This is a genomic window from Streptomyces sp. NPDC088246, assembly GCF_044741025.1.
Classification (GTDB): Bacteria; Actinomycetota; Actinomycetes; order Streptomycetales; family Streptomycetaceae; genus Streptomyces.
Window position 1 is genome coordinate 23354 of the sequence record NZ_JBIURV010000031.1, and the last position, 19863, is coordinate 43216.

Annotated in this window: 13 protein-coding genes and 1 pseudogene; 11 read left to right on the plus strand and 3 right to left on the minus strand. The window is 69.6% G+C overall.

What is annotated here, in order from left to right:
• The first annotated feature begins 105 nt into the window (after positions 1–105).
• The 4 genes from ACIPEK_RS33090 (at position 106) to ACIPEK_RS33105 (ending at position 5990) form a co-directional block, all read left to right on the plus strand.
• Positions 106–900 carry an ATP-binding cassette domain-containing protein gene (locus ACIPEK_RS33090; RefSeq protein ID WP_402003768.1) on the plus strand — a complete coding sequence of 265 codons (795 nt, stop codon included), beginning with the start codon at positions 106–108 and terminating at the stop codon, positions 898–900.
• Positions 897–2210 (plus strand): sugar ABC transporter permease, encoded by a 1314-nt coding sequence (locus ACIPEK_RS33095; RefSeq protein ID WP_402003771.1) that lies wholly within the window; start codon positions 897–899, stop codon positions 2208–2210. The genes ACIPEK_RS33090 and ACIPEK_RS33095 overlap by 4 nt, the downstream gene beginning before the upstream one ends.
• 168 nt (positions 2211–2378) lie before the next feature.
• A complete protein-coding gene (gene dxs / locus ACIPEK_RS33100; protein WP_383075130.1) occupies positions 2379–4307 on the plus strand; it encodes a 1-deoxy-D-xylulose-5-phosphate synthase in 1929 nt (642 codons plus the stop codon).
• 171 nt (positions 4308–4478) lie between these two features.
• Positions 4479–5990: an amino acid permease gene (locus tag ACIPEK_RS33105; RefSeq protein ID WP_402003774.1), complete on the plus strand. Its 1512-nt coding sequence runs from the start codon at positions 4479–4481 to the stop codon at positions 5988–5990.
• A gap of 1 nt (position 5991) precedes the next feature.
• Here the strand turns inward: ACIPEK_RS33105 and ACIPEK_RS33110 are convergent, their stop codons facing one another.
• Both ACIPEK_RS33110 and ACIPEK_RS33115 read right to left on the minus strand, forming a co-directional pair.
• Entirely contained in the window at positions 5992–6399 is a 408-nt protein-coding gene (locus ACIPEK_RS33110) for an NTP pyrophosphohydrolase (RefSeq protein WP_402003891.1), read from the minus strand.
• A 42-nt stretch (positions 6400–6441) separates the two neighbouring features.
• Complete coding sequence (locus ACIPEK_RS33115) at positions 6442–7548, minus strand: LCP family protein (protein ID WP_402003777.1); 1107 nt, start codon at positions 7546–7548, stop codon at positions 6442–6444.
• Between the two features lie 181 nt (positions 7549–7729).
• Between ACIPEK_RS33115 and galE the strand changes: the two genes are divergently transcribed.
• From galE to ACIPEK_RS33150, 7 genes are all read left to right on the plus strand, one after another.
• Entirely contained in the window at positions 7730–8716 is a 987-nt protein-coding gene (gene galE, locus ACIPEK_RS33120) for a UDP-glucose 4-epimerase GalE (RefSeq protein WP_402003780.1), read from the plus strand.
• A 203-nt stretch (positions 8717–8919) separates the two neighbouring features.
• Complete coding sequence (locus ACIPEK_RS33125; protein ID WP_402003783.1) at positions 8920–9933, plus strand: hypothetical protein; 1014 nt, start codon at positions 8920–8922, stop codon at positions 9931–9933.
• A gap of 352 nt (positions 9934–10285) precedes the next feature.
• A complete protein-coding gene (locus ACIPEK_RS33130; RefSeq protein WP_402003786.1) occupies positions 10286–12142 on the plus strand; it encodes a stealth family protein in 1857 nt (618 codons plus the stop codon).
• Positions 12139–13080 (plus strand): hypothetical protein, encoded by a 942-nt coding sequence (locus ACIPEK_RS33135; protein ID WP_402003789.1) that lies wholly within the window; start codon positions 12139–12141, stop codon positions 13078–13080. The genes ACIPEK_RS33130 and ACIPEK_RS33135 overlap by 4 nt, the downstream gene beginning before the upstream one ends.
• A 9-nt stretch (positions 13081–13089) precedes the next feature.
• A complete protein-coding gene (locus ACIPEK_RS33140; protein ID WP_402003792.1) occupies positions 13090–15963 on the plus strand; it encodes a stealth conserved region 3 domain-containing protein in 2874 nt (957 codons plus the stop codon).
• A 58-nt stretch (positions 15964–16021) separates the two neighbouring features.
• Positions 16022–18025 (plus strand): PIG-L family deacetylase, encoded by a 2004-nt coding sequence (locus ACIPEK_RS33145; protein WP_402003795.1) that lies wholly within the window; start codon positions 16022–16024, stop codon positions 18023–18025.
• Positions 18026–18069: 44 nt separating this feature from the next.
• Complete coding sequence (locus ACIPEK_RS33150) at positions 18070–19458, plus strand: GDSL-type esterase/lipase family protein (protein ID WP_402003798.1); 1389 nt, start codon at positions 18070–18072, stop codon at positions 19456–19458.
• 15 nt (positions 19459–19473) lie between these two features.
• On the opposite strand, the pseudogene ACIPEK_RS33155 reads toward ACIPEK_RS33150, so the two are convergent.
• Positions 19474–19863 (minus strand): annotated as a pseudogene (locus tag ACIPEK_RS33155) (hypothetical protein); the annotation flags it as partial.

Here is a 19863-nt window from a genome sequence, read left to right on the forward strand (position 1 = left end):
GCCGTCTGTCGAGCGACGGCCCTCCGGGGCAGGACAGCGGTCGGACGACGGCCCTACCCCCCTGTGCTCAGCAGCACCATCCCCGCCGGTCAGGCGGCGAAGGAGATGATTCACGTGTCCGCTACGCCCGTGCTGGCGTTGCGCGGAATCTCCAAGCGGTTCGGCGCCGTCCAGGCGCTCACCGACGTGGACCTGGAGATTCACCCCGGCGAAGTGGTTGCCCTGGTCGGCGACAACGGCGCCGGCAAGTCGACCCTCGTCAAGACCATTTCGGGTGTCCACCCGATCGACGAAGGCGCCATCGAGTGGGAGGGCGAGACGGTCCGGATCAACCGGCCGAACGACGCCCAGGAGCTCGGAGTCGCCACCGTCTACCAGGACTTGGCCCTCTGCGACAATCTCGATGTCGTCGCCAACCTCTTCCTCGGCAGCGAACTGCGCAAGGTCTCCGTCCTCGACGAGATCGCGATGGAGAAGCGCGCCAAGGAACTGCTGGACACGCTGTCCATCCGGATCCCCAGTGTCCGTATCCCGGTCGCCTCGCTCTCCGGTGGTCAGCGCCAGGTCGTGGCCATCGCCCGCGCCCTGATCGGCGACCCCAAGGTCGTCATCCTGGACGAGCCGACCGCGGCCCTCGGCGTCGAACAGACCGCCCAGGTCCTCGACCTGGTCGAGCGGCTGCGCGAGCGTGGCCACGGCGTCATCCTCATCAGCCACAACATGGCCGACGTGCGCGCCGTCGCCGACAAGGTCGCGGTGCTCCGCCTGGGCCGCAACAACGGTGTCTTCGACGTCGCGGGCACCTCCCACGAAGAGATCATCGCCGCGATCACCGGCGCCACGGACAATGCCGTCACGCGCCGCCAGGTACGCACAGCCACGAAGGAGGACGCGAAGTGAGCGACCTCGCCAAGACCCCCGGGACTTCCACCGAGAAGCCCGCCGCCACGGCACCGGCCGCCGAGCAGTCGGCAGCCCCGACCTCCGCCGTGGACCCGCGGCTCCTCGTACGCGAAGAGGGCTTCAAGGGCTACTGGTCGGAGTTCACCCGCAAGGTACGTGGTGGTGAGCTGGGCTCCCTGCCGGTCTTCGTCGGCCTGATCGTCATCGCGATCGTCTTCCAGTTCCAGAACAGCAACTTCCTCTCCGCCAGTTCCGTCGCCAACATCGCGGTCTACAGCTCCGGCCTCGGCATCATGGCGGTCGGCATCGTGTTCGTCCTGCTGCTCGGCGAGATCGACCTCTCGGTCGGCTCCGTCGCCGGCGTCGGCGCGGCCGTCTGGGCCGTGCTCAACGTCAACAACGGCTGGAACGAGTGGCTCGCGATCATCGCCGCCGTGCTCTCCGGAATGGCTCTCGGTGCGCTGCACGGCTTCTTCTTCGCCAAGATCGGTGTACCGGCGTTCGTCGTCACGCTGGCGGGCTTCCTCGGCTGGAGCGGTCTTCAGGACTGGATGATGGGCGGGGAAGGCTCGATCAACACGCCGTCCGGCAGCGCCGTCGAGAACCTGACCAACTACTTCTTCGAGGACAAGGCCGCCGGCTACGGACTCGCCCTGGTCGCCGTCCTCGCGTACGCCGCCTCGCTCCTGGTGGACAGCAGGCGCCGCAAGGCCGCAGGCCTGCCCGCCCGGCCAACCAGCGAGGTCGTGCTGCGCACCGCCGTCGTCGCGGTCCTGTGCTTCGTCGTCGCGTATGTCCTGAACGAACCCGAGGGCGCCCGTGGCCTGCCGCTCGCCCTGGTGCTCTTCCTCGCCGTCCTGGTCGTCGCGGATTTCGTCGCCCGGCGCACGAGCTTCGGCCGTCAGGTCTTCGCGGTCGGCGGTAACCCGGAGGCCGCGCGCCGTGCCGGTATCAACGTCGACCGGGTCCGGATCACCGTCTTCGCCCTGTCCGGCACGCTGGGCGCCTTCGGCGGCCTCTTCATCGCCAGCCTCTCCGGCGGCGCCACCAAGAGCGTCGGCGGCGGCAACACACTGATGCTGGTCATCGCCGCCGCCGTCATCGGCGGCACCAGCCTCTTCGGAGGCCGGGGCAAGGTCTGGTCCGCGCTGCTCGGCATGATCGTGATCCAGTCGATCCAGCAGGGCCTGAACATGATCGGTATGGCCAACGCCATTCAGTACATGATCACCGGCGCGGTTCTGCTGGCCGCCGTGGTCATCGACTCGGTCTCCCGCCGCACCCAGAAGACCGCAGGTCGCGCGTAACATCACGCCCGCCCGATCCAGTGCCCGGCGCCCGATCAGGCGCCGGGCACTGTCGGCTGCGGGGAGGGGGGCGACTGCATACCCCCTGCCCGATGCCTGCGACGACGGACGGAACATTAGACTCATCGGATCGGCATGCTCGACCAGCTCGAACGCAAGGAGGAACGGGTGGCTCTGCTGACCCGCATCGGTGGACCGCGTGACCTGGACCGGCTCACTCCCGAGCAGCTGGACCAGCTCGCCGAAGAGATCCGGACCTTCCTGGTCGACGCCGTTTCGAAGACCGGCGGCCACCTCGGCCCCAACCTGGGCGTGGTCGAGCTGACCATCGCCCTGCACCGGGTCTTCGATTCGCCGAAGGACAAGGTGCTGTTCGACACCGGTCACCAGAGCTATGTGCACAAGCTCCTCACCGGTCGCCAGGACTTCTCGAAGCTCAAGAGCAAGGGCGGCCTCTCCGGCTACCCCTCCCGGGCCGAGTCCGAACACGACATCATCGAGAACTCGCACGCCTCCACCGTGCTCGGCTGGGCCGACGGCCTCGCCAAGGCCAACGAGGTGCTGAAGAAGGACGACCACGTCGTCGCGGTCATCGGCGACGGCGCGCTCACCGGCGGTATGGCCTGGGAGGCGCTGAACAACATCGCCGCCGCCAAGGACCGCCCCCTCGTCATCGTCGTCAACGACAACGAGCGCTCCTACGCCCCGACCATCGGCGGCCTCGCCAACCACCTCGCCACCCTGCGCACCACCGACGGTTACGAGCGCTTCCTGGCCCGCGGCAAGGACATCCTGGAGCGCACCCCCGTCGTCGGGAAGCCGCTGTACGAGACGCTGCACGGCGCCAAGAAGGGGCTGAAGGACTTCATCGCCCCGCAGGGCATGTTCGAGGACCTCGGCCTGAAGTACGTCGGTCCGATCGACGGACACGACATCGAGGCCCTGGAGTCCGCGCTCCAGCGCGCCAAGCGCTTCGGCGGGCCCGTCATCGTGCACTGCCTCACCGAGAAGGGCCGCGGCTACACCCCCGCCCTGCTCGACGAGGCCGACCGCTTCCACGCCGTCGGCAAGATCCACCCCGACACCGGCCTCCCGGTCGCCACCTCGGGCCTCGACTGGACCTCCGTCTTCGGCGAGGAGATGGTCAAGCTCGGCAAGGAGCGCGAGGACATCGTCGCGATCACCGCGGCCATGCTCCAGCCGGTCGGCCTGACCAAGTTCGAGAAGGCGTTCCCGGACCGGATCTACGACGTCGGCATCGCCGAGCAGCACGGCGCGGTCTCCGCGGCCGGCCTCGCCACCGGCGGACTGCACCCCGTCTTCGCGGTGTACGCCACCTTCCTCAACCGCGCCTTCGACCAGGTCCTGATGGATGTCGCGCTGCACAAGTGCGGTGTGACGTTCGTCCTGGACCGGGCCGGTGTCACCGGCACGGACGGTGCCTCGCACAACGGCATGTGGGACATGTCGATCCTGCAGTGCGTGCCCACCCTCCGGATCGCCGCCCCGCGCGATGCCGATCAGGTTCGCGCCCAGTTGCGCGAGGCCGTCGAGGTCGACGACGCCCCGACCGTGGTCCGCTTCTCCAAGGGCGCGGTCGGCCCGGCGGTCAAGGCCGTCGGCCGGGTCGGCGGCATGGACGTCCTGCGCGAGCCCGGCACCATCCGGCCGGACGTCCTCCTGGTCTCCGTCGGCGCGCTTGCCCCGATGTGCCTGGAGATCGCCGATCTGCTGGACGCCCAGGGCATCACGACGACCGTCGTCGACCCGCGCTGGGTCAAGCCGGTCGACGAGGCCATGGCCCCGCTCGCCGAGCAGCACCGGGTCGTCGTCACCGTCGAGGACAACAGCAGGGCCGGTGGCGTCGGCTCCGCAATCGCCCAGGCGCTGCGTGACGCCGGGGTGGACGTACCGCTGCGCGACTTCGGCATCCCGCCGCGCTTCCTCGACCACGCCTCCCGCAAGGAGGTCATGGCCGAGATCGGACTGACCGCGCCGGACATCGCCCGTCAGGTCACCGGCCTGGTCGCCAGGCTGGACGGCCGCTACGAGACGGACACGGACAGCAGCTCCGTGATCGAGCCCGTCCGCGACTGATCCGTACGACCCGGTCCCGGCGGCCGGAAACGATACGGCCAATGGGCCGGTCGGCCACCCTGTACGAGTGGTCCGACCGGCCCATTCGCGTGAAATCGCCCCGCGCGGAGCCCTGCGCCGCAGATATGGTCCCAATCATGGCGTACACGACGAGTGCGTGGAGGTACGCCGGTGACTGCCCAGCAGGACACACCACCCAGCAGTGGCGGACTGTTCCGGACCAAGACGGTCGAACAGTCCATCCGCGATACCGAGGAGCCGGAGCACGCGCTCAAGAAGTCCCTCTCCGCGCTGGACCTCACAGTCTTCGGAGTGGGCGTCATCATCGGCACCGGCATCTTCGTGCTCACCGGCAAGGTGGCCAAGGAGACCGCGGGCCCCGCCACCGCCCTCGCCTTCGTGGCCGCGGCCATCGTCTGCGCCCTGGCCGCGCTCTGCTACGCCGAGTTCGCCTCCACCGTCCCGGTCGCCGGCTCCGCCTACACCTTCTCGTACGCCTCGCTCGGCGAACTGATCGCCTGGATCATCGGCTGGGACCTGGTGCTGGAGTTCGCACTCGGCACGGCGGTGGTGGCGGTCGGCTGGTCCGGTTATGTCCGCTCGCTGATGGACAACTTCGGCTGGAGCATGCCCGAAGTGCTCTCCGGACCCGATGTGGCGAAAGGATTCGGCTTCGACATCCTGGCCTTCGTCCTGGTACTCGTCCTGACCGTCGTGCTGGTGCTCGGCATGAAGCTCTCCGCCCGGGTCACCACCATTGTGGTCGCCATCAAGATCGCCGTGGTCCTGGTCGTGATCATCGCGGGACTGTTCTTCGTCAAGGCCGCCAACTACTCGCCCTTCATCCCCGAGGCACAGCCACAGCCCTCCGGTTCCGGACTGACCGCGCCGCTGATCCAGCTGATCTTCGGATATGCGCCCACGAACTTCGGCGTCCTTGGCATCTTCACCGCCGCCTCCGTCGTCTTCTTCGCCTTCATCGGCTTCGACGTGGTGGCCACCGCTGCGGAGGAGACGAAGGTTCCGCAACGTGACATGCCACGTGGCATCCTCGCTTCGCTCTTCATCTGCACCGTGCTCTATGTCGCCGTGTCACTGGTGGTCACGGGCATGCAGCACTACAGCGAGCTGTCGGTCGAGGCCCCGCTCGCCGATGCTTTCAAGGCCGTCGGCCATCCCGTCTACGCGGGATTCATCAGCTTCGGCGCAGCGATCGGCCTCACCACGGTCTGTCTGATCCTGCTGCTCGGACAGACCCGGGTGTTCTTCGCGATGAGCCGTGACGGTCTGCTCCCGAGGTTCTTCTCCGTGACGCACCCCCGCTTTCGCACCCCGTACCGCCCGACCATCCTGCTCGGCGTGATCATCGCGATCGTCGCGGGTTTCACGAGCATCAACGAACTGGCGACGCTGGTGAACATCGGCACGCTCTTCGCGTTCGTCGTCGTGGCCCTGGGCGTCATGGTGCTGCGCCGCACCCGCCCCGATCTGCACCGCGCGTTCCGCACCCCGTGGGTGCCGCTGATCCCGATCCTCTCGGTGGCCGCCTCGGTCTGGCTGATGCTCAATCTGCCGGCCGAGACCTGGCTGCGGTTCGCCATCTGGATGGCCATCGGCGTGGTCATCTACTTCGCGTACGGGCGCAGGCACAGCCGGATCAACGAGCCCGTCGGCCGGCCGTAGATCAGTCGCTGCGGGAGGGAGGCAGCGGCCGTACAGAACGGGGGCCCACGCACTGCGCTCCGTACGCCTCCACCCGCTGCCGCAGCCCCCGGTCGGCGGTGACGACCACACAGATACGGGCCGCCGGACGGGACATGGCGTCCGCGACCAGCTCGACGATCCGGTCGTCACCGCTCCCGGGCGCCGACTCCACCCGTAGCCCGGGAAGTGATTCGACGCCCCGGGCCGCGCCCTCGACGACGAGGATCAGCTCGGCGGGACCGGGAAAGGAGTCCAGACCGTCCGCGGCGAACGGGACCAGCGAATCCCGCAGTCGTACGGCCGCCCCACGCCGGTCCCGCCACCATCCGTCCGGTACCGACCCGACCACGTTGGCCGCGTCGACGATCACCAGGGTCGGTTCGCTCAGCACCCCCGAAGGGTGCCATGTGCCGACCGCGGCCGGAGACCGTCAGCCGCCGGTGGCCGGGGACTTCTTCGCGGACTCCGGGATCGCGGCGTCCTCGCGGATCGCCTTCCACAACGTGTTGGCCTGCGGCTGCGCCGCCACGACCCGGTTCGGATCGGCCTTGTCGTACGCCACCGGGAGCATGATCGTCTCCATCGAGGCAGGATCGACGCCCTGCATGGAGCGGGCGAACTTCGACAGCGACGTCAGCGAGGCGAGACCGTCGTCGGTCGTCAGTGACTTGGTCGCCGAGTTGGCGATCTTGTATGTGTCCGTCGGGCTGCCCAGCAGATTCTGCGACTTGACCTCGCTCAGCAGCGCCAGCAGGAACTGCTGCTGCAGCCCGATCCGGCCGAGGTCGCTGCCGTCCCCGATGCCGTGCCGGGTGCGTACGTACGCGAGCGACTGGGTGCCGTCGAGCTTGTGCGGCCCCGCGGTGAGGTCGAGGCCGGACGACTTGTCGTGGATGTCCTGCGGAACATCGACCGTGACACCGCCGATGGCGTCGACCAGATCCTTGAACCCGGCGAAGTTGATCTCCAGATAGTGGTCGATCCGGACCTTGGACATCTTCTCGACGGTCTTGACCACACAGGCCGGACCGACCTGCGAATAGACGGAGTTGAACATCACGCGGTTCGCCGACGGAACGGCCGAGCCGTCGGCCTTCGTGCACTCGGGCCTGGTCACCAGGGTGTCACGGGGTATGGACACGGCGACGGCCTTGGTACGGCCCTCGGGAATGTGCACCACCATCGCGGTGTCGGACCGGGCGCCGCTGACGTTTCCGCCGCCGCCCAGCTTCTTGTTCTCGGCACCGGCCCGGGAGTCGGAGCCGAGAACCAGCAGGTTCTGACCGCTGGTCGGCAGCTTCTCGGGGCGGTCGTCGCCGAGCGCCTTGTCGATGTCGACGCCCTTGATGTTCCCGTCGAGGCGGCTGTAGAGCCAGTAGGCGGTGCCGCCGCCGGCGAGCAGCAGGATGAGCAGGACGCTGAGGGTGATCTTGAGGCCGCGGCGGCGCTTGCGAGGGGCTCCCCGCTGTTTCCGTCCGCCGCCACCGGAGGCCGGACGACCGTCGTGCGTGCCCTGTGTCATGGCGTCGTGGCTCATCCTGGTCGAGTCCTCAAATCTCATGGCCCGAGGTGGGCTGTGAAGTGCGTGGGACTCGGGTGGGGGGTGTGGCCGGTCCGTGTATGCCTGACTGAGCGTGCACTATAGAACAGAGGACCGCGCGAATGGGTGTTTTGGCCCCCGGAATCCTGATCTGCGCTGCTCGAACTACTATTCGTTCATGACTTGGTTGATCACGGGTGGGGCGGGCTTCATCGGGGCGCATGTCGTCCGCGCTATGCGCGAGGCCGGTGAGTCGGTCGTCGTGTACGACGATCTCTCGACGGGCGACCGCTCGCGCGTGCCCGCGGATGTCCCGTTCGTCCGGGGGTCGACGCTCGACGCGGCCCTGCTGCGGAGCACCCTGGCGGAACTGCCGGTGCGGGGGGTGGTCCACCTCGCCGCGAAGAAGCAGGTGGCGGAGTCCGTCGAGCGCCCGCTGTTCTACTACCGGGAGAACGTGCAGGGCCTGCAGACCCTGCTGGAGGCAGTGGCCGACAGTGAGGTGCGAGCGTTCCTCTTTTCCTCGTCGGCGGCCGTCTACGGAATGCCCGACGTACCGGTGGTGACGGAGACGACTCCGTGCGCCCCGATCAACCCCTACGGCGAGACCAAGCTGACGGGCGAGTGGATGGTGCGCGCCGCAGGGAAGGCGCACGGCATCGCCACCGCCTCGATGCGGTACTTCAACGTCGCCGGCGCGGCCACACCGGCCCTCGCCGACGCGGGCGTCTTCAACCTGGTGCCCATGGTTTTCGAGAAACTCACGCGGGGCGAGGCGCCGGTGGTGTTCGGTGACGACTACGACACCGAGGACGGCAGCTGCGTGCGCGACTTCATCCACGTCGCCGACATCGCCTCGGCGCACCTGGCCGCGGCGCGAGCACTCCTCGACCGTGAGCCGGGCACCGACCTGACCGTCAACATCGGCCGCGGGGAGGGTGTCTCCGTGCGGGAGATGATCGAACTGATCGGGGAAGTGACCGGATACGGTGCCGCCGCCACACCCGTGAGCGCCCCGCGCCGGGCCGGTGACCCTGCCCGCGTCGTGGCCGCAGCCGACCGCATCCGCGGCGAGCTGGGTTGGCACGCGCAGCACGATGCGCGTGCCATGGTCGCTTCGGCATGGGCCGGGTGGTGTCTGCGGATGCCGCAGGCGCGGCGCTGAACCGAGTGTCGACGCCCCGCCGGGGCGGGGCGACGCTGAGCATATGATGTGTCGGCCCCGTGAGGGCGGGATGAAGAACCGGTGAGGCGGAGAGGGCGTTGCGGGTCATGCGGAGAAGAGGACCGGACTCCGCGAGCAGTGCCCGCCCACCCGTCCCGTCGTCCGGGTGCCACCAGGTCTCCGGAACGCCGCGTGGCCGCTGGATGTCGCTCGGCAGGGACGGCAGGCTCACGATCTACGCCCGCACGGACGGCGGTCTGTTGCGCTGGACGCAGCGGAGTCCGGGCGGGGACCGGTGGGACGGCCCTGAGTTCGTGCCGATCGCGGACCTGACGGATCTGACCGTCGTTCAGGGTGCCGACTCGTACGTGCACTTCCTCGGGCGGCGTGAGCGCAGTGGTTCCGACGGGCCGGGTGTGGACTTCGTGCACGCCATCCAGTACCAGACCGGTCGTCCCGTCACCGAATGGCGCTCCCTCGGCAACTTCTACCGTGACCGGGAGGCGGGTCGGAAGGTCGGTGCGCCGGCCGGGGCAGTCGACGCGCAGGGCGCTGTCTTCGTCTTCGTGCGCAACGCGGGTCGCGGACTCCAGGTGCGCCGCGAGGGGAAGGGCGGTAAATGGGGAGCCTGGCAGGACCTCAAGGGGGTCGGGCTCGCCGCCGAGCTTGTGCCGTCGGTGACCTCGAGCGGGCTGGTGGAGGTCTTCGCGCCCAGCGATCGCGGGGTGCAGCAGTGGCGTCAGGATGATCCGGACGGCCCGCTGCAGATCGCCCCGCCCTTGCAGTTCTATGCGCTGACGGGTTCCGTGACGGCGCTGGAGACGGCGCCGGACCGCCTCACCTACTACTGGACCGATGCGAACACGGCAGGGGTCGTCGCCTACCGGGCGGGCGCCTGGCCCGTGCCGGTGGGCGGGTACCCCGGGGACGGCGCCGTCGTGGCGCTGCGCGCCCCGCTCGACGGTTACGACTGCACGGTTCTCGCGCAGCGCGGGGCGGGCGGCACTCTGCTGATCGGGGTCTGCGGTACCGAGGGGGAGCAGCACGGCGTCTGGTGGTCGGACACTACCGAGGAGTGCGTCGGTGACCCCGCGCTCGCCCTCGACGGACACGGTCGCGTCGTCGTAGCGATTCGCGGGCGGGACGGGGTCGTGTCCGTCGCCCGGCAGGAAGTGGGGCCCGGGCTCACGCTCTCGCCGCACTGGCACCGGCTGTGACCCGACGGGGAAGGTCGTCCCGGATCGCCTTCCAGGGTGCCGAGCGACAGAGGTGCGTCACCTCGATGTCATGTGATGTTCTCGTGAAGTTGTAAAAGGTTGTACGAGTAACCGGTGGGATTCCTCACGATTGCATGTCGTATATGTCCACTTTTTTGGCTGGACGTTGATTGGTTTTTTATGTGAAAGTTCTGTGACTTGCTCGCGGGTGGGGCAGGTCTGACCGTCCGGTGGGGGCGGTCCACATGGTGGATGACAGGTTTCGGTCTCATACCGTCCGCAGTCCGGGCACGAGGTGGTGTCCCGGCCGCGGTAGGCGCTGGACCGCAGTGGCGTGGGTGGTGGATGCCTCGTGGTCGATTCCGGTAACCCGGAGGCGGGATCGCTGGTCGCGGCCTATCGGTCCGTGGTGCCGGTGGGCGCGCGAAGGGGCATCGTCCGCAAGGTGCCGGCGCCGCTGCGCTCCGCCGTCAAGTCCTCGTTCACCTCCGTCGAGGCCATCCGGTCGGCGACGGTCGTCTGGGCGATGGGCGGCCGCCGCAAGGTGCCCCGGCACAGTGCGGCCTCCGTGCGCCGGGTGGTGCGCGTCGAAGGCCGGCACATGCGTGCCCTGCTCGTGGAGGGCGCCACGGCGTGGGCGGCTCGGGCCCGCAATCTGCACATTCTCATCTCCGCGCTGGAGGCCGGGGACGTCGAATACTTCTGTGTCCGCGGTGCCACGAAGGACGTCCCGACGGTCGCGGTGCCCGTCGCGCTGCGCGAGTCGGCGGAGGTGATGCTCCAGATCGCCTTCGAGCAGACCCCGGGCTATGTGGGCGTGGCCAGCGCATCGGAGTCGGACATGCGACCGGGCGACGACGACAAGTCCTGGCGCCAGCTGCGCAAGCACGACGCCCTCCGGCTCGCCTGGTACGTCACCGATCCCACGCAGCACCTCGTCTTCGGCACCGACCAGGGGTGCGACCTCGAGTTCTGGACGGAACGGGACGGCCAGTACGAGGCCCCCCGCCCCAATCGAGTGGTCGATCTGGTCCCCGCGGACACACCGCGACCGGCCGCTCCGCAGGCCCTGTTCGCCCTCGTGCCCGGCGCCTACACCACCGGCGTCACGCGTACCCTGCCGGAGTTCACCCAGCCGCTGCCGGACGACCACCTCTTCCCCATCGACGTCGTCTACACCTGGGTCGACGACTCCGACCCGGTGTGGGCGGCGGAACGGGACGCCGCCCGTTCGGGGCGCCCCGGCGCGCCCGCTCCGAGTCTGCACGCGCAGGCCGCCAACGACGCCCGGTTCACCAGCCGCGACGAGCTGCGCTACTCGTTGCGCTCCCTGCACCAGTACGCACCCTGGGTGCGCAACATCTACCTGGTCACCGCCGGGCAGGTGCCCGCGTGGCTCGATACCGACGTGCCGGGCCTGCAGGTCGTCGACCACCGCGAGATCTTCTCCGACCCCACCGCTCTGCCGACCTTCAACTCGCATGCCATCGAGAGCCAGTTGCACCGAATAGACGGGCTGTCCGAGCACTTCCTGTACCTCAACGACGACGTGTTCTTCGGCCGCCCGCTCACCCCCGGACACTTCTTCCACGCCAACGGACTGAGCAAGTTCTTCCAGTCCAAGGCGGTCGTGCCGACCGGCTCCTCGAACCACGACGACCTGCCGGTGAACGCCGCGGGCAAGAACAGCAGGGCCCTGATCGAGCGGTCCTTCGGCACCCGGATCGCGCAGAAGATGAAGCACACCCCGCACGCACTGCGCCGCAGTGTCCTCGCCGACATCGAGCTGGTGTACGGCGAGGAGCACCGCCGCACCCAGCACTCACGCTTCCGCTCGCCCCAGGATGTACCGATCGCGTCGTCCCTGCACCACTACTACGGCTTCCACACCAGCCGCGCGACCGTCGGCAACCTGCGCTACGTCTATGTGGACCTCGCCGCCGACCAGGCCCGGCGCCGCCTGAACTCGCTGCTCGCCCGCCGCAACTTCGACACGTTCTGCCTCAACGACACGGTCGTGCATCCCGACCCCGAGGCGCAGGACCGCATGGTCCGGTCGTTCCTCGAGAGCTACTTCCCCGTCCCCAGCCGATACGAGCTGCCCGACGGGGCCACCGGTCCCACCCGGCTCACCGACCGCCGCATCCTGCCCCCGAGTCTGGACGCGGTCCCCACCCACCACGGCCTCGCCGACGGAGTCGCCCGATGAAGCGCCGACGACCCCTGCGCGCACTGCGCCGCCGGATGCGCCGCCAGACCACTCGCGTCCGGTCGGTCCTGCTGCGCCGGTTCTTCCTGCCCCGGCGCAAGGGCCGGGCGGCCGTACTCCGCTATGCCGCGGTGCTCGACGGGCAGACCGTCAACCTGCACGCCCGGATGCCGCACTGGGTCCGGCCGGACGAGGGGGCCCGGATCGAACTGAGACGCCGAGGCCGTCGGCTCGCCACAGCCGCCAAGGTCTACACCGACCACGACGGAGGCGTCGCGATGGACGCCGCGATCCTGCTCGGGCAGGACGTGAGCGGCCTGCCCCTGACCCCCGGCCGCTGGAAGATCCGGCTGCGCCTGTCACGGGGGCTGCGCCGCCGCACGCTGCCCCTGCTCCTCGTCGACCTTCCCGTGCCGTACGGCGGCCCGACGCGGCCCATGGAGGCATCTGCGGCGACCGGGGCCCGTTACCGGCTGGGCCGTAGCGTCACCGGGAGCGCCCGGGTGACGTTCAGCCCGTCCCAGCCCTCGGCGGAGGTCGTGCGTGTCCATGTGGCCCACAGCCAGGTCGAGGTCGCCTTCCGCGTGGTCGGAGGTGAACCCGAAGCCCCCTGGGCCGAGTTCGTCGCCTCCGGGCGTCGTCTGAAGGCCGACGTCGACCGGCTCGACGGAGGGCTGTGGCGGGTGTCCGTGCCGCTGCACCTCATGGCGCCGCGCCGCGACCGCGCCGAGCAGTGGGACCTGGTCCTGTGCTCGGACAACCTGCGCGACATGCGCCTGGGGCGACGCCTGCACGACGTTCGCAACCCCGGGCGGGTCTTCGCCTTCCGGCAGACCGCCGTGACGCCCGTCGGCCGGCACCCCATGCTCGTACTGCCCCGCTACACACCCGCGGGTAACTTCCGCATCCAGTGCAGCCCGATGACGGAAGCCGCGTAACCGCACACAATGAAGATCACCTTTCTCCTGCTCACCGCGGACGCCGTCGGGGGCACCGAACGAGCGGTGTTCAACCAGGCCGCCGAACTCGTGGGCAACCACGACGTCCGCGTGCTGAGCATCCTCAAGACCCAGCCGCAGTTGTTCTTCCCGGTCGACGAGCGCATCCGTGTCGACTATCTGATCGACCGGACCGGGCCCGTTCCCGTCCCGATCCGCCCCACCGGCCTGACCGCCGAGGCATGGGCGCAGGTGGCCGACCGGCCGAGCACCCTGGTGGATCCCGCCTGGGAAGCGGCGTTCAGCAGGCTGACCGACCTGGAACTGGAGTACGCGCTTCAGCACACCGACACGGATCTGCTGATCACCACCACGCCGGCGCTCATGGCGCTCGCGGTGCAGTTGGCACCCCCGCATGTGATGACGCTCCATCAGGAGCACCGTGTCTCCGAACTGCGGGGTCCCAGCGCCGAACCGCTGCTGCGCTACGCCTCCCGCCTGGACGCGCTCGCCGTGCTCAGCGACCGCACGCGCAACTGGTTCGCCGAGACCCTCGGCCACAGTGCGCCGCGCATCGATGTCGTCCCCAACGCCCTGCCGCGCGGGTTCCGGCCACGCTCCACCCTGGAGACCCGGACCGTCGTCATCGCGGGCCGTCTGGTCGGCGAGAAGCAGATCGACCACGCCATCACCATCTGGGACACCGTGGCCCGTCGGCACCCCACCTGGACGCTGCGCATCTTCGGTGACGGCCCACTCGCCGGCGCCCTGCGGCGACAGATCGACGTGCTCGGCCTGCACGACAGTGTCCAGCTCAACGGCAACTCCCCCCACCTGGCCGAGGAGTGGGCCAAGGCCAGCATCGCTCTCATGACTTCCCGCAACGAGGCCTTCCCGCTGGTGCTGACCGAGGCCCAGGCCGCCGGTGTGCCCGTGGTCTCCTACGACTGCCCCAACGGCCCGCGCGAAGTCGTCCTGGACGGGCAGACCGGCATCCTCGTGCCGGCGGGCGACACCGATGCCGCCGCCCAGGCGCTCATCCGGCTCATCGAGGACGCCCCTCTGCGCCACGGCATGGGGCACGCGGCCGCCGAATCGGTCGCCCGGCTCGCTCCGCCCGTGGTGACCGCGATGTGGGAGAACGTCTTCGCCGAGTTGGAAGGCGAGCGGGCATCCGGGGAGCGTGAGGCCCGCAAGGCGGAGCGGCAGGCGCTGCACTCCTTGATGAGCGGCCAGGAAGGGATCCTCCGTCCGGCCGCCCCGGCCCCCGCCACCTCCATCGACACCAAGGAACAGCGGGCCCTGGAGGAGCGGCTGCTCCGTTCCGACCGAGGTCTCGTGCGCGACGGCGGACAGCTGTGCCGTCGGATGGGGAGCGAATCCCCCTGGGACGTGGTCCAGCACAATCTGGCGTTGGTCGCCACAGCCCTGGAACACGCGCAGATCCCGTACTTCGTCACCCGGGACACCAACGTCCGGCACGCGGTCGCCGTCCACGCCTCCAACCGGGAGGCCGTGCTCAAGGCGCTCACCGCCGCGCACGGTGGCAGCGCGGTCTACGTGGCGCTGCTCAACGAACGCCAGAACCCGACCGCCACAGTCCTCGCCGCCTTCGCCGAGCAGTACGTTCAGACCCCCTGCTCGGCCGTGCGCGTCTACCAGAACGCCGTCACGCCCGCCCGCACCCTCCGCCTCGCCGGGGTCTACGGCTGCACCATCAACTTCTGGGAGGAGGACCCGGAGGACCCTTACATGATGGTCTCCCCGGTCCGCACCGTGGTGGGCGACAGGGTGCCCACGCAGACCATGAGCGTGACCGGGACCGTGCTCGGCGGGCGCACCTACCCCACCATCGAGCCGTACGCCCATGCCGTCCACGGGGACGTCGACTTCCCCGTCGACGCCGTGTACACATGGGTCAATGGAGGCGACATCTCCTGGCTGGAGCGGAAGAACGCGGTGATGCGCGCCCTCGGCATGCAGACCGAGGACTCCGCGAGCAGCGCCGCCCGCTTCCGCGACCGGGACGAACTGCGTTACTCGCTGCGCTCCATCGACATGTACGCCCCGTGGATCCGCACCATCTACCTGGTCACCGACCAGCAGGTGCCGGAATGGCTCGACCTGAACCATCCGCGGGTCCGCGTGGTCGACCACAGGGAGATCTTCGCCGACCCGTCGGTGCTGCCCACGTACAACTCGCACGCCATCGAAAGTCAGTTGCACCACATAGACGGGCTGTCCGAGCACTTCCTGTACTTCAACGACGACGTGTTCATCGGCCGTGTGCTCCAGCCGAGCGTCTTCTTCCACAGCAACGGCGTCGCCAAGCACTTCATGTCTCCGACAACTGTGCCCATGGGGCCGGCCACGACCGGTGACGAGTTCAACATGAGCGCGGCCAAGAACAACCGCGGTCTGATAGCCAACACTTTCGGGCAGGTTCTCGCCCACTCGTTCCTGCACGCGCCGCACCCGCTGCGCCGCAGCGTCCTCGCGGACATCGAGCGTCACTACCCGGATGCCGTCGAGGCGACCGCCGCCAGCCTCTTCCGCAGTCACTCCGACCTTGCGATCGCGTCGTCGCTGCACCACTACTTCGGCTTCCACACACAGCGTTCGGCACCGGGCAGCATCAACTGCGGCTTCGTCAACGTGGGTCTGAGCGAGCACAAGCAGCGGCTCTCCCGCCTCCAGCTCAACCGTCCGCACGACGTCTTCTGCCTGAACGACTACCACGACGGTGATGTCACCGAGGACGAGCAGGATGCCGTCCTGGCGGCGTTCCTGCCGTCGTACTTCCCGGTGGCCAGCCAGTTCGAGGCAGGTTCCCCGCGCAATCAGCGCTTCCACGCCGGACATCTGCCGGGGTGGCCGCTGTGAGCGTGTCCCGCACCGCCTGCCGTTCGTCAGCCGCGCCCGATCGGAGCGTCCACCGACCATGACCCAGCCCGCCGAGGCGAACTCCACCTCGTTGTTCCAGGTGTTCGCCCACGCCGACGACGATCTCTACTTCGTCAATCCCGATCTGTACCGGCTGCTGGCCGCAGGCCACCGTGTCACCAGCGTCTACCTCACGGCCGGCGAGGCCGACGGGCGCAACGTGGACACCCGTGACCCGCTGCGGGAGCAGGCCCCGGTCGACTTCGCCGGCTACATGGAGGCACGCCAGAACGGACTGCGCGCCGCCTACGCCACCATGGTCCTCGGCAAGAGGGAGGCCCCCTGGGTCCGGGAGCCGGTCGAACTCGTGCCGGGTGTGGCCGCGGAGCGGTGCTATCTGTCGGAGGCGCCACACGTGCAGCTCTTCTTCCTGGGCCTGCGGATGGTGGACGCCGCACACGGCTTCCCCGCAGACCAGCCGTCGGTCCGGCTGACGAGCCTGTGGGACGGACGCGCCGCCCGTCAGCCCACCCTCGTCGCCGCCGAGTCCGAGCTGCACCAACCGCTGGCCCTCGGCTGCGAGGACGTCGTCGCCGCCCTCGCGCAACTTCTCTCCTACGCGCAGCCCACGCTGCTGTGGACCATGGACCCGGACCCGCTGCACGAGTCGTACGACGAGGTGGGCGGCATCACCTCCAGCGACCACGCCGACCACACCGCCACAGCCCAGTTCGCCCGCGAGGCGCTCCGCCGTCACCTGCGCTCCGGAGGCCGACCGCCGCTGACCGAACACTTCACGGGCTACGGCAACAAGAACTGGCCGAACAATCTGAGCGAGCGCTCCCACGCGCTGAAGAAGTCCCTGGTCGATGTGTACGCGGGGGCCGACGGCCACGCTTGTGCGCACCGCTACTGCGGCGACCTCCAACTCGGTGACGGAGCCGACATCCGCCGTTACGGTTGGAGTACCCGCAGCCGCTACCCGCAGGGCACACAGTGGCTGCACCGGCAGACCGACGGCCGGCTCGCCGCCTACGCGGTCCTCGGCGACCAGGCCGCAGTGTGGACGGAGACCGAAGCCGGCGCCGGACGCTTCGAGGGACCGCTCCTGCTGCCCGGCGGTGACCTCCTGCCGCACCTTGCCGTCGCCCCCGACCGCACCGGCGGCGTCCACCTGGTCGGACTGCGCCGCCTCCCGGGTGCCGAGGGCCGGGTCGATGTCGAAGTGGTGCGCATGTGGCGCCAGGCGCACACCGGCTCCGTGCTGCCCTGGGAGTCTCTCGGCAACCCCGACGAGAGCACCCGCGACTGGCGGCGCTGCCGCGAGGTCGGTGTGCCCGCGGCTGTGGTGGACCCGGCCGGCCACCTCCATGTCTTCGTACGGAACTTCTCGGTGGGCGTCAGCCTGCGACGCGAGACGCCGGAGGGGCTGACCGCCTGGGAGGCGCTCGGTGGGCGCTGGATGCAGGACGCCCTGACCACTGTGCTGCGCTCCACGGGCCGTATCGACATGTACGCCACGAACCGCACCGGCGGGGTGCGATGGCGGCAGGACGCCGTGTACGGACCATTCAAGCTGGAGGACCAACTGGTCACCGGCGTGCCGGAGAGCTGGCGGCCGGCCTCCGGTCTCACTCCCGTGCAGGTCGGCCGCAACCGCATGGCGTTGTTCTACCGGGAGGAGGACTCCGGAGCGGTGATGCGCCACCAGCAGCGTCCCAACGGAACGTGGGAGCAGCGGGTGGAGCGGCTCAGCGACGACGGTGGCACCGGGGCCGTCGCCGCGGCCCGGTTGCTCGCCCCGGACCGTGATCTTCTGGTCGTCGCCCGCAGGGACGAGCGGAGCAGGCCCGCGGTGACCGTGCTGTCCGCGGACGACCACATCTCTGCGCGGCCCGACTGGGAACGCCACGAGATCCAGATGGTCGGGGCACCGGCGATCGCCGCCGACGCGCACGGCCGGGCGGTCGTCGCGGTGCTCGGTACCGACAGCCGACTGCACTGGGCGCGGCAGGAAGAATCTCGGCCGGGCGTCGGCTTCGGCCCCTGGCAGGCGTGCTGACCCCGACCCGGGGCCCCACGTGACAATGGAGACGAGAAGAAGACATGCGAAAGATCTGCGTCATCGGCAGCTCGGTGGCTGCCTCCCGCACCGCGGAGGAGGCGCCGCTCGCGGGCTGGGGGCAGTACCTCGAGGAGTTCGTGGGGCCCGACTGCGACGTACGCAACTACGCGCGCGACGCCATGACGCTGCGGGACTACTACACCGAGCGGTTCGCGGCGCTGCTCACGCTCGTCAGCCACGGTGACGTCGTGCTCATCGCCTTCGGCCATGTCGAGCAGCGCATCAACCAGCTCAACCGCTACCACGGCCCGCAGGAGTACAAGGAGTATCTGCGGCTGTATGTCGAGGCGCTCCGGGCCGAGGGTGCCGTGCCGGTCCTCCTGACCCCGGCGGCCCGCTGCGTCTTCGACATCTCGGGGAGTCCGGTGGACACCCGCGACGGATACCCGCGGCTGACTCTGGAGGCCGCCGCGGAACTCGGCTGCCCGGTCATCGACATGACCGCTTCCACCACCCAGCTCCTTGCCGAGCTGGGTCCCATGCGGGCCCGGGGTCTTTTCCGGTGGCTGGACCCGGGAGAGCACCCGGCGCACCCGCACGGCATCATCGACGCCTCCCATTTCAACCATGTCGGGGCCCGGGCAGTGGCTCGGCTCGTGGCGAGCGGTCTGGCCGGCGTTCCGGGACTGCCGCCCGGGACAGTGGACATCCAACGGCTGGCGCCGGGGCAGATGCCGCCGGTGCAGACCGAGTTCACCGTGCAGCAGCCGCAGCTCGCGCTGACCGCGCAGCCCGAGGTGGCCGTCGCCCCGGCCGTCACGTCGCCGGCCCTCGCTGAACTGGTCGGTGCCGGACGCAAGCTGACGGGAACGGCGCCGGAGGGCGCCGAGTATGTGCTCTTCTTCGAGGAGGGCGATTACCTCGGCGGGACCCGCACCGCCGAGGACGGGACATGGCAGTGGCGGCGTGCCGTGCGATGGCCCGCCGGCCGGCACAAGGTGACTGCGATCGCCCTCGCAGGCACCGCGGTGTCCACGGAGGCGGAGACGGAGTTCGAGGTTCTCGACCGGTTGGAGGCGCCCGAGGTGATCGGGCCGCGCCGGGGAGCGTGGAGCGGCCCCCGCCCCCGGTTCTCGGGCACGGCTGGGCGCGGCGTCCAGAAGATCATGGTGCTGGAGCAGGGCCGGCTGATAGCCGAGGCCCCGGTGCAGGACGACGGAAGCTGGCGGGTCACGCACCCTCACGACTGGCGACCGGGCACCTACACGGTGGAGTTCGTCGCGGTGTTCAGCGCCATCCACTCACCTCCGGCGCGTCTGGAGCTGAAGGTGCACGGCGTTCCCGAGGACAGTTGGCTGCACACGTCGATGTCCGGGCGCCTGCCTTGCGGCCCGGACTGCGAGCACTATCCGGCCCTGCCCGTCTGGTGACGCGGTGCGGGGCCGTCACGAATACACGGTCCTCGGCCCCCCCACACCTGGCAGCCACTTCCTCCACCCTGCGCCGTAGTTCACGGTCGGCGGTGACCACGGTGCACGGGCGTCCGAGCCGCCCCACGGGCTCCACGGTGTGGTCGTCCCCGCCGCCCGCCGCCGACTCCACCCGTACCCCGGGCACGGACTCGACCCCTCGCGCCGCACCCTCGGCCACCAGGATCGCGTCGACGCCCTTCCCCGTACACCGCGAGCCGGCCGCGCCACCAGCCGTCCGGCACGGACCCGACGACGTCGGCCCCGTCGACCACCAGGATCGCGTCGACGCCCTTCCCCGTACACCGCGAGCCGGCCGCGCCACCAGCCGTCCGGCACGGACCCGACGACGTCGGCCCCGTCGAC